This window comes from Marinobacterium iners DSM 11526 (genome assembly GCF_900107855.1).
GTDB lineage: Bacteria > Pseudomonadota > Gammaproteobacteria > Pseudomonadales > Balneatricaceae > Marinobacterium > Marinobacterium iners.
In genome coordinates, this window is record NZ_FNRJ01000018.1 from 54,126 (window position 1) to 66,768 (window position 12,643).

Sequence of the window (12,643 nt, forward strand, 5' to 3'; positions counted from 1 at the left end):
GATCATGGATTAACATGCTTGACCGCCACCACCTGATGATACTGCGCGCCGTGGACCAACAAGGTTCGCTGACTGCCGCCGCCGATACCCTGTGCCTCACCCAATCCGCCCTGAGTCATTCAGTGCGCAAGCTGGAGCAGCAGTTGGGTACCCCCGTGTGGCAGAAGGAAGGCCGTCGCCTGCGCCTGACCCAGGCCGGCCGCTATCTGCTGCGACTGGCGGAACGGCTGCTGCCTCAGTTCGAGCACGCCGAAGCGGTGATGCAGCAGTTTGCCAGTGGCGAGCGCGGCACCCTGCGCATCGGCATGGAGTGCCATCCTTGCTACCAGTGGCTATTGAAGATAGTGAACCCTTACTTGCAGCAGTGGCCCGATGTGGATGTGGACGTGCGGCAGAAGTTTCAGTTTGGTGGCATGGGCGCCCTGTATGGCCACGAGATCGACCTGCTGGTTACACCGGACCCGCTGCACCGTAGTGGCCTCGTCTTCGAGCCGGTTTTCGATTACGAACAGGTGCTGGTGGTGGGTCCTGAGCACCCACTGTACGGGCAACCTCAGGTTGAACCGAAACAGCTGCTCAACGACACTCTGATCACCTACCCGGTTGAGCCGGAACGGCTGGATATCTTCAACAGCTTTCTGACCTCGGCCGGTTGTGCACCGCGCCGCCACAAGCAGATCGAGACCACCGACATCATGCTGCAAATGGTAGCTGCCGGGCGTGGTGTCGCAGCACTGCCGCGCTGGCTGGTCAGTGAGTACCAACAAAGGCTGCCGCTGCACCCGCTGCAATTGGGAAAATCAGGCGTCGCCAAACAGATTTTCCTTGGTCTGCGTAAAGAGGATGTGGAGACTGACTACCTGAACGCCTTTGTCGAACTGGCACGCCAGTACAATCAGCCTCCAGCCTGATACTGCAAACAACTGGCCGGTGCTCAGTCACCCAGCAGATGTACCAACCCCCGTCCCAGGGTTGCGCGCCAGTGGAAGTAGTCATGGCCAGCGCTGAACTCTTCCAGTTTCACCGGATAACCTTTTATCTGCAGGATCTGCTCCAGCTGGCGGTTGGCATTGAGAATACCGCTTTCGCCAAAGTCGGTCTCGAAACGGCCGGCACTGAGGTAGAAGCGGATGGGCAAGTGTTCAGACTTGGCCAGCTGCGCATTGAGCCATTCAGGACGTTCCGCATCCGCCGGGCTCCACCAGAACGACCCTGACTGGCTCAGCACCAGGCCAAAGTGTTGTGGATAACGATAGGCCGTGCAGGCAGATGCCAAACCACCGAAACTGGCACCGGCCAAGAGGGTTTTATCCCCAGAGAAATGCAAACCGGTTTTGTCCACAACAAATGGCAGCAGCTCCTCTGCCATGAAGTCGGCAAAGTCTGCGTTGCAGGGCAGCTCCGTACGCCGTGCTGCACGACTGGGATTGCTGACAAAAACCGCTGCCGTGGGCGGTATCTGACCCGATTCGATCAGATTCGACAAAATACGGGGCGTGGGTACTCGTGATTGGTACTCAGCACCATCAAAGAAAATGGCCAGCGGTACCTGCTCACCCGACCCCGCTTCAATGCCTTCGGGCAGCCAGATATCCACATCACGGGTATTGCCCAAACGCTCACTGCTCAAACGGTAGTGCCGGGCATTTGGCAGCGGTCGATCCCCCTTGAGCAGCAGATCGGAAGGTGCCTGATCCAGCTCCAGAATGGAGTTAAGGTTATAGCGATCATTCAGACCATCCGGCGACCACTGGTTCGGATTCAGCGGATCTCTTTGTGCCGTCGCCATAATGGCGACCCGCTGCTCGCGTTCCGTTCCTGCGACCTGCGGCACATCCGGCGCCAGTTTGTAGCTCATGCGCGTATCGCTGGGCAAACGATAGCTGCGAAACCAGATATCCGAATTCCCCAGGCGAAACAGCGGATCATGCTCATAACCCGGCGCACCCAGCATCAACACCCGCTCACGGGCACCGCGCCAAATGAAGGTGACCAGACGTTCATCCGCAGCCAATTCTGCCTCTGGCACATCCTGCGGCCATTCAATCAGGGGAGTGCCTGACGCCGTCAATCCAGACCAGACCTCATCGACACTCTGCCCTGCTTGCAATGCAGCCAATGCCCGGCGCACCTGAGGGCTGTCCATCTCGGGAGCATTCACCTCCCCCGGTGCCAACAAGGGTGCCTTTTCCAGCGCCAGCGACAGTTGCACGGGTGCATCACCGGCACTCAATACCAGCTGATAGGCTTGCCCCTGAGAAGCACGAAAGGCCACCCGTGCATCCACATCACCCGCTCGGGTCAGATGGCGCACCGGCGCGCCTTCGGAATCGACCAGCAGTGCGTTGACCGGGCCGTTGCCACTGAGTTGCCCACGCAGGTAGTCCCCCTGTGCCAACTCCAGGTCCACCACCCGCGTTTCGCCGGCCGGCAGGGACAGCGTTTGCTGCAGCGGCAGCGCCCATGCAGCCGTTGTCACTAGCGCGGTGCTTGCCACGGCCAGTGCCAGCGTATTCATCCTTTTCAACATAGGTTCACTCATAAAAAAGGGCGGTGCTCAGGTAACAAGAACACCGCCCCAGGGAGAGACAATTACTCAGAAGTCGTAACTCAGGCCCACGTAGACGCTGCGACCGACCACGTTGCTGTAGTAGTCATCATCGTCGTCATTCAGGTCCACGTCGGTGAGGTTGTTGATACCGCCACGCAGGGTCAAATCCGGTGCCACACGGGAGTTTGCTGTCAGGCTCACCAAGGTATAGGCGGACTGGGCCTCGTTATCCCAGTTTTTCTGCTCACCAAAATAATCCACACCCAGACGCAGGCCGGTATCGGCAGTGGCCTGCCAGTTCAAGCCGGCATTCAGCTTGTGGCGCGGGCGGAAGGCCAGCTCGGCATCGCCGTTTTCTTCGGTATCCATGTAAGTGTAGGCCGCATCCAGGCTCAGAACGCGGTTCAGATCAACCTGACCTTCCACCTCCAGACCGGTGACCTGAACCTCATTCAGGTTGACCCAGGCACGGGATTGGGTAGCAGCATCGTAGGTGGCGGTGATCATATCTTCCACATCATTGCGGAACACCACTGCACTCATGCGCCAGTTGGTGGCACGGGTTTCAACACCCAGCTCATAGTTGACGCTGGTTTCCGGCGTCAGGTCCGGGTTACCCGGGATAAAGCAGGACCCACCACAGCTGACGATCTGGTATTCCTCGATAATCTGGTGTGGCCGCGGTGCCTTGTACGCCTTACTGATACCCCCCTTGATAGAAACAGCGTTGTTCAACTCGTACACCAGGTAACCACGCGGGGTGAACTCACCGTCGAAGTCATCGTGATCCTCATAGCGGCCACCCAGGGTCAGGCGCAGCTTGTCGGTCAGCTGCATTTCGTCCTGCATAAACAGGGCCTGCTGGCTGGCGTCGCTGCTGCCAGATTGGGTAAAGGCGACCTTGTCGCCGACTTCCTGATTGCGATATTCGTAGCCCATACTCAGGCCGTGAATGCCCAGATTCATGCCGGCACTACCGGACAGCGTCAGGTTGGTCTCTTCCAGATTGCGCTGCTTGGGGTCCGGATAGCGGCTGTTGTAATCGTCGATTTCGCCGTCTTCATAATTGACGCTGAGCAGGGTACGGCCCCAGTCCCAGTCACCCTCATGGCTCAGAGCATAGGTGGTGCGCTCGATTTCCTGCTCGCGATATGAGCCACTGGCGTAATTATCATAAGGGCGCTCATCATGGTTGATCATCAGATCCGCATTCACGGTCTGACGTTCATCCAGATCCCAGCTCAGCGAGCCGGACAGGTTACGCGCTTTCTTCTCTTCACGCTCCGGCACCGTATCAACATCGTTAATATACCAGGCGTCACGGTTGTAGAACTCACCACTGAGACGCAGGTAGAGATTGTCTGTCAGGGAGCCGGCGGTGGACAGGTTGGTACGGAACTGGTCGCCTTCTTCACCCTCGGTGATGTGCTCATAGACCACGTCCACATTGGTGGCCCAGTCCTGCGCACCCTTCTTGGTGATGATATTGATAACACCCCCCATGGCATCCGCACCATAGAGCGACGACATGGGACCACGCACAATTTCGATCCGCTCAATACTGGCGCGTGGAACCGCACTAAAGTCGAAATCACCGCCACGCCAAAGGGCATTGCCGGAGGAGATGCGGCGGCCATCCACCAGAATCAGGGTATAACCGGCATCCAAGCCACGCATGCGCACTTCGTCACGGCCCGCACTGTCGGTGGTGTTGATCACACCGGCGCTACGGCTGACCAGATCAGCCACACTTTCGGTCGGATTGTCACGCAGCGCATCGGCATCGATCACAGTGGTAAAGGCCGGTGCGGTCATCTGGGTATGTTCGGTACCCGATGCACTGATGACGACCGTGTCCATTTCCTGAGTGGCGGCAAATGCAGATTGATGCGCCAGCATCAACCCGGCTGAAAGCGTAGAAAGGGCAAACGCCCGAATCGGCTTTGATGGATACATTTTGTCTTATACCTGTAAGAATGTGTGTGAGCCCCTTGTTGGCCATGCGGCGGAGGGCTTCTTGAGTACAGTGAGAGCGTGTGGCGCCCTGGAAGGGGTCAGAGCACCAAACACTTAAGCTTAATGCTAATTATTATCATTTAGGTAATCAATAGATTGTACTCGATGCGCGCTGCCCAGGCCGAATACTCTGTACTAACGCCCTGCCTGGCCCCGGCGATTCATTTCCCACACAATGACGTATCCTAGAAAGATTCTTTTTCCGCTTGAGACCCAATCATGTCCCACCAGGCATTGAGCGATTTTATCCACAACCACCCCCGCTTGCTGGTGTTGACCGGTGCCGGTATCAGCACCGACTCTGGCATCCCCGACTACCGCGACAGCAACGGTGACTGGAAGCGCAAGCAGCCGGTACAGCACCCGGAGTTCATGCGCTGCGAGCACACCCGTAAGCGTTACTGGGGTCGCAGTCTGGTCGGCTGGCCGGTGATGCGTGATGCCCGGCCCAACGCGGCACATGCTGCCTTGGCACAACTGGAACGGCTGGGCCATATCGACCTGCTGGTAACGCAAAACGTGGACGGCCTGCATCAGCGGGCCGGCAGCGAGAGGGTTATCGACCTGCACGGCCGATCTGATCGGGTGATCTGCATGAGCTGTGATTTCAGCTGCAGCCGTGACGAGGTACACCATCAAAGCGCCGACCTGAACCCTGCCTTCACCCACTTCAGCGCCGAGACCGCCCCAGACGGCGATGCGGACCTGGAGGTGGATTTCAGTGACTTCCGCATACCCGACTGCCCTCACTGTGGCGGAATTTTGAAGCCTGATGTGGTGTTTTTCGGCGATAATGTACCCAAACAGCGGGTAGTGGATGCACTGGACGCCCTGCATCAAGCCGATGGTCTGCTGGTGATCGGCTCATCGCTGATGGTCTATTCCGGCTTTCGCTTTTGCCGCCGTGCCCATGAGTGGAATAAGCCGATCGCGGCACTGACCCTGGGCAAAACCCGCGCGGACGAACTGCTCAGTCTGAAAATCAACCAGCCCATCAGGCCGGTTCTGAGTGCTGCGCTGGAACAACTAAGTATCAAATGACATACACAATAGGTGATATAGTAGCCACTCTCCCTATATAATTGGCTCTATTAATACTGTTGACGGAGCCGCAGCTGATGAATTCAGCTATTTGTTCGGCCAGATCTGATCAATCAGCAGCCCTCATGCGATACCTGTGGCTGTGTCTGCTTTGCCTGTTGGCGCTTGGCCTGACGCGAGCACAGGCCGAAACCGTGCCACTGAACCAGCACTGGGAATACCGCTGGGGCGACTCACCGTTCAAGGATGACACTCCCGTTTGGACCATCGAGGCCGATGAGGCCCAATGGCACCCTATCAGCTTTCCGTCCAACCCACCCGGGCGGGAGGGGCGCGAAAACATCTGGTATCGCACCCAGATCCCTGAAGATGACTGGCGCGACCCGGTACTGTACATCTTCAGTGTTGATCTGATTGTCGAGGTATACCTTGAGGGTGAGCGCATCTACCACTACGGCGAATTTGATGCCCAGGGCAAGGGCCGTTTCGAGGGTTGGCCCTGGCACATGATCCCGCTGCCCGAGGATGCCGCAGGCAAGCCGATCCATTTTCGCGTCTACTCCAATTACATGGACATCGGTCTTTGGGGTGAGGTCAAAATCATGGACCGGCTTGAGCTTTATCAGCAAATTCTGAAGGAATCGATCGATAGCCTGATCATCACCCTGTTCAACCTGTTAATTGCCGCTCTGGCACTGCTGTTTGCACTTTTCAAATCCGGTCGTCTGACCCTGCTTGCTCTGGGGTTGTTCTCGTTGGCCAGCGCAGGTCTTGCCCTGAGTACAAGCCAGGCTAAACAGTTGCTGTTCAATCATGCTCTTATATGGGAATACATTGGAGCCGGCAGCTACTATCTGCTGCCCATCGCACTGGCGCTGATGCTACAGGCATGGTTTGGGCGACTGCGATGGCTTTACCGCTCACTGGTGGGGCTGTTTCTGGTCTACCTGATCGGCGCTCTGGGGCTCTCGCTCATGGGTGTGGTAAGCCTCGCCAATACCTACCCTCTGTTCGACTTGCTGTTCGCGGTGCTGGTACCGGTCATGCTGCTTTGCACTGTGTATCAATTGCCGCAAGCCAACAGCGACCAGCGTATCATGCTGCTGGCCACCACCACCCTGACGCTGCTGCTCCTGGTGGATATGGCGGTTGCCCATGGCTGGATCTCCTGGAGCCGGATTCCGGTCGGTTGGGGCTCACTGATGTTTTCACTGGCCATTGTGGCACTATCGTTACGGCACTTCATTCACACCCAGAACGCACTGGCACATCTGAATGCCACACTTGAAAACCGCGTGGTCGAGCGCACCTCAGAGTTGAAAATACTGGCCCGGCGCGAAGCCGATCGTGCGCGTGCTCTGGAGTTCGGCAATCGCAAACGCGCACTGCTGGATAAAATGATAAGCGCTATGGAGCAAAGCGAGACTGCTGAGCACGCCATCAAACGGATGGCGGCGCACCTTCCCGATCTGTGTGAACCGCTGCCCGGCGGACTTTATCGCAAGACTCAGCATCACTGGGAGCTGGAGTTACACTGGTGCCAGGAGACCCTGCCCTCGCGCTATGCGTTAACTGACACGCCCCGGCCTGAAGGGGATGAGTGGCACAGCTTCCGCATCGAATATGAAGACCCCCGCAACGGCAACCAGCTGATCGGCATGCTGGTGGTCAACCTCGACAGTCGCAATATCAATTTTGAGCAGCTGAACCCGTTAACACTGCAAAACCTGTTCCTGCGGGCTGTCGACCGGATCAACCTGACCCTGTCCAAAGTGGTACTGCAACAGGCGTTGAGTCACTTCTCCTACGAGGATGCGCTGACCGGCCTCAATAACCGGCGCTTCCTTGATGAAATGTTGTCCCGCGAGGTCGCCCTGGCACATCGCAATCATAGTCCGTTGACCGTCATGATCTGTGATATTGACCATTTCAAGCGACTCAACGATACCTACGGGCATGCTGCCGGTGATGAGGTGCTGAAAAGCGTTGCCCGATTGTTGCGGACAACCTTCCGCGAAACCGACATTATCTGTCGCTTTGGTGGCGAGGAGTTTGTTGTGGTCATGCCTGCGGCAACGCTGCAGGACTGCCAGGATCGCGCTGAACAGCTACGCGCCAGCATGGCCAGCCAGACATTCACATACGGTACCGAAATAATCGGCCCCGTGACCCTCTCAGCCGGAATCAGCGCCCTGAACCCCGAAAGTGATACCGCTGATGACCTGCTGCGTCGGGCCGATAATGCGCTGTATCAGGCCAAGGCTGGCGGACGAAACCGTGTCATCAGCGCTAATACCGAGCTTCAGCCATAACCTGTTGACCCAAACGCCTAAAGCAGTGGCACGGATGCTATCCGTGCCAGCGGCCCGAACAGCTCACTGGCGCGGTAACAACTCAGCTCCAACTCACTCACCCGCAGCGTCAATGACTCGGCTCGGTTGAATGAACTGATCCTGGCCTGCAGCTGCGACCAAGACAACGCCTGTTGGAACAGCCCAACCGTCAGATGCGGCACATATTCGGCTTGCCGCACTTCCGAGCTGATTGTCTCAAGCCGCTCACGCAGCACTGCCAACACACCCTCGGGATCACTTACCTGCAAATAGGGTGCGCTGGCAAAGCTGTCCAGCCCCCCAATCTGTAATGAAAAGGATGCCTGTGCCAGCATTTCCAGCGCCTCACATTGCAACTGTTGTGCCTGCCGCGTGAAATCATCATCCCTGTGCTGCACCAGCGCATCAAACCCACAGACAAATAAAGTGATATGGGCCTGCCGACGGTAGTCTTGATGCAACCAGGGCGAAAGGTGCTGCTGCGCGGCCTGCAGACGCTCAAGCACAAGCCTGTCACGCACCGGCAGCGTCCAGACACAATACATCTGGCGGCCATAATGCCACTCGGGATAGTCACGCAATTCGCAGGGGATGGTAAAGAGAGGAGAGGAATAAGGCATGGTACAGAATGTTAACGGGTGAGAGCCTGAACTTCAGCCCCCAAAACCAAAAACGGGCCACAAGGGCCCGTTTTTTTACGCGTATCGAACTCGAGGTTCAGATCGCGACGATGTTCTCAGCCTGAGGACCTTTCTGGCCCTGAGTAACTGTGAACTGAACCTGCTGGCCTTCGGTCAGAGTTTTGAAGCCTGAACCGGAGATGGCGCTGAAATGGGCGAAAACGTCCGGGCCATTCTGCTGTTCGATGAAGCCGAAGCCTTTAGTTTCGTTGAACCATTTAACGGTGCCAGTAGTAGTAGACATAATAGTATTCTCGTTCGAAATATAATTTTTGGGCGTAACCAAATGCTGGTCATGCTCCGATAATGCTTTAGGTAATGCTGGTACTTATGAAAACAGAACGAGGTACATACGATTAGGCAGGACTTCGAAATGGTGCATAAATGCAGGTGTTACTCTCAAGCCATTGCAGTCTACGCTGATTCGGTAGGGAGTCAAAGCATTATTTCAACTATTTTCAGGCATTGCCAAAAGAAGTGAACAAAAAACGGGCCACAAGGGCCCGTTTTTTGCGCTGACTGAACTCAAGGTTCAGATCGCGGCGATGTTCTCTGCCTGAGGACCTTTCTGGCCCTGAGTAACATTGAACTGTACCTGCTGGCCTTCGGTCAGGGTTTTGAAGCCTGAACCGGCAATGGCGCTGAAATGGGCGAAAACGTCCGGTCCACCGCTCTTCTGCTCGATGAAGCCAAAGCCTTTAGTTTCGTTGAACCATTTAACGGTGCCAGTAGTAGTAGACATAATAGTATTCTCGTTCGAAATATAATGTGTGAACACAGCCAGCAAAATACTGATCTGGTTCGGGTAATGCTTTTAATAATACAAGGACTTATGAAAACAGAACGAGGTACATACGATTAGGCAGGACGTCGAAATGGTGCATAAATGCAGGTGTTACTCTCAAGCCAGTTCAGAGTACGCCTATTATTGAGCCAGTGACAGTTTTATTTAACTTATTTCAATTAAAGACTGCAGCCTTATATTTAACTACAGCCTTTTCAATCGCTTAACGTTATTTAGGCCGACACACCTGATCACCATAATAGTTATTGCTGTAATTGCAGTCAGGGCATGCCTGTTCGGTCACGGGTACGGCGGCAACCGCAGCCGGGCGTGATGAATGTTCAAAGGATGAAACGATGTAGCGGGCAACGTCAGTCATGTCGAGTGCTCCTTGGGTGTCAGATGCAACCAGATTACCCCCTGACGATCGTTTGTTGAAATTTATTGTTTTTAGGATATCAATTGCTTAAAGCTATATAAGTAAATCCTGCCCCGCCACACCGTCTGATCGAAATTCACACAGTGGATAAAACAGATAACAGGATACTCCACAGGCACACACATCACTGTCCACAGCATTCCGAACCTCCGGTCAGAAACTCCGTCAGGGTTGACATCCATATTGTGCATCAAAACGATCACCCCCTGATCAGTTTTACAGATCCCGTACTGCAAGGGCTTAAGGGCGATGTTTGGACCCGTTGTGCCGAGGTTTTCCACAGAACTGTTCAGGGGTTCTGGGGATGGTTTTCACAGAATTAATTTTTCTTCGACTGAGGCGGTGGGGAAAACTGAAAAGATATACACAGCAATGGATGGTTTGGTGCGTGTGCATAACTGGTGCTTTGGGAAGCCCTAGTGCGTAGCGACGATACATACTGGTAACATGATTTTCTGAGACTCGGATGGAGCCCTGCTATGCCAAGGAAAGACTGGACACCAGAACAGGTAAAACTGGCTTTTCATCTTTACTGCCAACTCCCTTACGGACGTCTGCACCGCAGCAACCCGGAGATCATCGCTCTGGCCAACCTGATGGGCCGCTCGGCGAACTCGGTCGCCATGAAACTGTGCAACCTGGCCAGTCTTGATCCGGCGATCACCGCATCAGGCCGCAAAGGTCTGACAGGCGCCTCAAAATTGGACCGAGCCATCTGGGACGAATTTCATGCCGATTGGGAGGGACTGGTATTGGAAAGCAGCCGAATAAAAGCCGAACTGGAACAGACCTCAGGCGATACAACGGAAACTGAATCCGCCAGTGAGGAACTGATAGACGACTTTACAGGCGAAACCCGCAGTCAAATCGTGCAGCAACGCATCAAGCAGTCGTTTTTCCGCCGCGCTGTGCTGTCGAGTTATCACCACCGCTGCTGTGTCACCGGCCTCTCGGAACCACGCCTACTGATCGCTAGCCATATCGTCCCTTGGAGTCAAGACAAAACCAACCGACTCAACCCCAGCAATGGGCTTTGCCTATCTGCGCTATATGATCGGGCCTTTGATCAGGGATTGATGACGTTTGATGAGGATTGGCGGGTTGTGCTGTCCGCACAACTCAAACAGCCAGAGCCTGCCATGCAGCGCTTTTTCCAGGCGGTCGAAGGGCAAAAGATTGTGATGCCTGAGCGGTTTAGTCCTGATCCCGGATTGATGCAGCAGCATAGGGATCAGATTTTTGTGGGGGGAGGCTGATCTGATGGACGTGGGGTTTATTCTGCTTTGCGCTGTGGATTCAACCCAACGCCGCCGCTCACGAAACCAGCCCCAATAATTAGTTGACCGACAGCAACCAGTCATGCACATCAGAAATTTTACTCTGATCTCGTTATATAATCACTGTGAAAAGGAGAGCCATAAGTATGATAAACGCCATCCATGATGCTATTTTTGAAGGCGATATAGATCGAGTCAGATCTATTTTGAATAATGGTATAGATATTGAGGCAAAAAATTGCGACGGCGATACTCCTTTTTTGACTTGTTGTACGTATAGGCCTCTTATTGAGATAATGAATTTGCTTGTTGACTATGGTGCTGACATAGATGCGCGAAACATTAATGGAGAAAGTTCATTATCTATAGCAGTGAATCGTAAAAAAATAGCTTTTATAGATTTCCTTCTCAATAAAAATGCCGAGATAAATGTTATTAGTGACGATGGTCAGACCCCACTATTTCGGGCCATTTATAAAAATCAATTAGCATATGCTAAGGAGATGCTGCGGCGTGGAGCAGATCCTAGCCTTAATCCGAGCAACCCGGAAAGCGGGACTTCTTTACTTTGGGCGGCTGGCACTGGTGATCTTGAGCTGGTGAAGATGCTGGTAGATTGTGGAGCAGATATTAGTTCGCCGGGGATTTTACATTCAGCAATTAAACATATGCATATCATGAAATATTTGATTGATCAGGGGGTCGATGTTAATAAGAAAGGTGCATGGGGATCAACCGCATTGCATATGGCTGCATATAAATGTGAAAAAGATGCTGTTGAGTTGCTAATTAATAATGGTGCCGATATTGGAGTAAAAGACGATAAAGAAGATCAAACTCCCTACGAGTGGGCTCTTGAGGGGGACTGTCAGTGTGAAATCATCGGGAATCTTTTAAAAAGTGACTAAGTGTGGGTACTAAGGAGGTTGTTCACGCCGGTTAAGTTCGAGATGCTGGTTATTGCCAAACAAACAGCACAGAACAACCGACATGAACAACCCCCATAAAAATGCACGAACCACGCCCCATATTCGAGCCCTGATCGTTGATCGCGCCATACGTCAGCAACAATCCATCATGGATATCGCCCACACATTCGGTATCAGTAGGCGTACGGTGTATAAGTTGCTTGCTCGCTATCGAGAGGCAGGTGAAGCAGGTCTTGAGTCAGCATCCAGCCGTCCCCACGCCCCACCGAGGCAGATGCCGAAACAATAATGGGTTGAGCTGATACAGAAGATGCGTCTGACGCTCAAATGGACCACCAAGCAAATCGCACAGGCACTGAGTCTGGCGTACTCCACCGTGACAGCTGTACTGCGTCGACTGAAGCTCAATCGCGCCTCACACCTGGAGCCAGTGCAACCTGTGCAGCGCTACGAGCACCCCAAGCCGGGTGACATGCTGCATATGGATATCAAGAAGCTGCCTCGCTTCGAGAGGCCTGGTCACCGCGTAACAAACGACCGTCGTCAGAACACGCTAGGTGTGGGTGCTAAGGAGGTTGTTCACGCCGGTTAAG

At 54.3% G+C, this 12,643-nt stretch carries 13 protein-coding genes; 7 read left to right on the top strand and 6 right to left on the bottom strand.

Features of this window, described 5'->3' with window-relative positions:
• Nucleotides 1–14: 14 nt before the first annotated feature.
• Nucleotides 15–911 (top strand): LysR family transcriptional regulator, encoded by an 897-nt coding sequence (locus tag BLV48_RS15590; RefSeq protein ID WP_091827719.1) that lies wholly within the window; start codon nt 15–17, stop codon nt 909–911.
• A gap of 23 nt (nt 912–934) precedes the next feature.
• Here BLV48_RS15590 and BLV48_RS15595 read toward each other — a convergent pair whose 3' ends face one another.
• Nucleotides 935–2,530 (bottom strand): alpha/beta hydrolase-fold protein, encoded by a 1,596-nt coding sequence (locus BLV48_RS15595; RefSeq protein ID WP_175527701.1) that lies wholly within the window; start codon nt 2,528–2,530, stop codon nt 935–937.
• Nucleotides 2,531–2,596: 66 nt separating this feature from the next.
• On the bottom strand, nt 2,597–4,507 hold the full coding sequence (locus BLV48_RS15600) for a TonB-dependent receptor plug domain-containing protein (RefSeq protein ID WP_091827721.1): 1,911 nt from the start codon (nt 4,505–4,507) through the stop codon (nt 2,597–2,599).
• 279 nt (nt 4,508–4,786) lie between these two features.
• On the opposite strand from BLV48_RS15600, the gene BLV48_RS15605 reads away from it, so the two are divergent.
• Both BLV48_RS15605 and BLV48_RS15610 read left to right on the top strand, forming a co-directional pair.
• The gene (locus tag BLV48_RS15605; RefSeq protein WP_091827722.1) at nt 4,787–5,608 is read left to right on the top strand and encodes an NAD-dependent protein deacetylase; all 822 of its coding nucleotides are present in this window, start codon (nt 4,787–4,789) and stop codon (nt 5,606–5,608) included.
• Between the two features lie 125 nt (nt 5,609–5,733).
• Complete coding sequence (locus BLV48_RS15610) at nt 5,734–7,920, top strand: diguanylate cyclase (RefSeq protein WP_175527702.1); 2,187 nt, start codon at nt 5,734–5,736, stop codon at nt 7,918–7,920.
• A 17-nt stretch (nt 7,921–7,937) separates the two neighbouring features.
• On the opposite strand, the gene BLV48_RS15615 is transcribed toward BLV48_RS15610, so the two are convergent.
• The 4 genes from BLV48_RS15615 to BLV48_RS19020 all read right to left on the bottom strand — a co-directional run bounded on the left by BLV48_RS15615 (nt 7,938) and on the right by BLV48_RS19020 (nt 9,784).
• A complete protein-coding gene (locus tag BLV48_RS15615) occupies nt 7,938–8,561 on the bottom strand; it encodes a 2'-5' RNA ligase family protein (RefSeq protein WP_091827724.1) in 624 nt (207 codons plus the stop codon).
• Between the two features lie 97 nt (nt 8,562–8,658).
• Complete coding sequence (locus BLV48_RS15620; RefSeq protein WP_091827725.1) at nt 8,659–8,865, bottom strand: cold-shock protein; 207 nt, start codon at nt 8,863–8,865, stop codon at nt 8,659–8,661.
• Nucleotides 8,866–9,153: 288 nt separating this feature from the next.
• Complete coding sequence (gene cspE / locus BLV48_RS15625; RefSeq protein ID WP_091827726.1) at nt 9,154–9,363, bottom strand: transcription antiterminator/RNA stability regulator CspE; 210 nt, start codon at nt 9,361–9,363, stop codon at nt 9,154–9,156.
• Between the two features lie 271 nt (nt 9,364–9,634).
• Nucleotides 9,635–9,784 carry a hypothetical protein gene (locus BLV48_RS19020; protein ID WP_175527703.1) on the bottom strand — a complete coding sequence of 50 codons (150 nt, stop codon included), beginning with the start codon at nt 9,782–9,784 and terminating at the stop codon, nt 9,635–9,637.
• Nucleotides 9,785–10,323: 539 nt separating this feature from the next.
• Here BLV48_RS19020 and BLV48_RS15635 point away from each other — a divergent pair.
• The 4 genes from BLV48_RS15635 to BLV48_RS19030 all read left to right on the top strand — a co-directional run bounded on the left by BLV48_RS15635 (nt 10,324) and on the right by BLV48_RS19030 (nt 12,642).
• Nucleotides 10,324–11,100 carry an HNH endonuclease gene (locus tag BLV48_RS15635; RefSeq protein WP_091827728.1) on the top strand — a complete coding sequence of 259 codons (777 nt, stop codon included), beginning with the start codon at nt 10,324–10,326 and terminating at the stop codon, nt 11,098–11,100.
• Nucleotides 11,101–11,267: 167 nt separating this feature from the next.
• Nucleotides 11,268–12,029 carry an ankyrin repeat domain-containing protein gene (locus tag BLV48_RS15640; RefSeq protein WP_091827729.1) on the top strand — a complete coding sequence of 254 codons (762 nt, stop codon included), beginning with the start codon at nt 11,268–11,270 and terminating at the stop codon, nt 12,027–12,029.
• Between the two features lie 82 nt (nt 12,030–12,111).
• A complete protein-coding gene (locus tag BLV48_RS19025; RefSeq protein ID WP_175527704.1) occupies nt 12,112–12,339 on the top strand; it encodes a leucine zipper domain-containing protein in 228 nt (75 codons plus the stop codon).
• 21 nt (nt 12,340–12,360) lie between these two features.
• Nucleotides 12,361–12,642: a hypothetical protein gene (locus BLV48_RS19030; RefSeq protein WP_175527705.1), complete on the top strand. Its 282-nt coding sequence runs from the start codon at nt 12,361–12,363 to the stop codon at nt 12,640–12,642.
• The last annotated feature ends 1 nt before the right edge of the window (nt 12,643 follow it).

Coding starts and splice junctions, on each gene's coding strand:
- BLV48_RS15610 (WP_175527702.1), top strand. CDS start 5,734: ATGCGATACCTGTGGCTGTGTCTGCTTTGCCTGTTGGCGCTTGGCCTG.
- BLV48_RS15590 (WP_091827719.1), top strand. CDS start 15: ATGCTTGACCGCCACCACCTGATGATACTGCGCGCCGTGGACCAACAA.
- BLV48_RS19030 (WP_175527705.1), top strand. CDS start 12,361: ATGCGTCTGACGCTCAAATGGACCACCAAGCAAATCGCACAGGCACTG.
- BLV48_RS19020 (WP_175527703.1), bottom strand. CDS start 9,784: ATGACTGACGTTGCCCGCTACATCGTTTCATCCTTTGAACATTCATCA.
- BLV48_RS15615 (WP_091827724.1), bottom strand. CDS start 8,561: ATGCCTTATTCCTCTCCTCTCTTTACCATCCCCTGCGAATTGCGTGAC.
- BLV48_RS15595 (WP_175527701.1), bottom strand. CDS start 2,530: ATGTTGAAAAGGATGAATACGCTGGCACTGGCCGTGGCAAGCACCGCG.
- BLV48_RS15605 (WP_091827722.1), top strand. CDS start 4,787: ATGTCCCACCAGGCATTGAGCGATTTTATCCACAACCACCCCCGCTTG.
- cspE (WP_091827726.1), bottom strand. CDS start 9,363: ATGTCTACTACTACTGGCACCGTTAAATGGTTCAACGAAACTAAAGGC.
- BLV48_RS15635 (WP_091827728.1), top strand. CDS start 10,324: ATGCCAAGGAAAGACTGGACACCAGAACAGGTAAAACTGGCTTTTCAT.
- BLV48_RS15640 (WP_091827729.1), top strand. CDS start 11,268: ATGATAAACGCCATCCATGATGCTATTTTTGAAGGCGATATAGATCGA.
- BLV48_RS19025 (WP_175527704.1), top strand. CDS start 12,112: ATGAACAACCCCCATAAAAATGCACGAACCACGCCCCATATTCGAGCC.
- BLV48_RS15620 (WP_091827725.1), bottom strand. CDS start 8,865: ATGTCTACTACTACTGGCACCGTTAAATGGTTCAACGAAACTAAAGGC.
- BLV48_RS15600 (WP_091827721.1), bottom strand. CDS start 4,507: ATGTATCCATCAAAGCCGATTCGGGCGTTTGCCCTTTCTACGCTTTCA.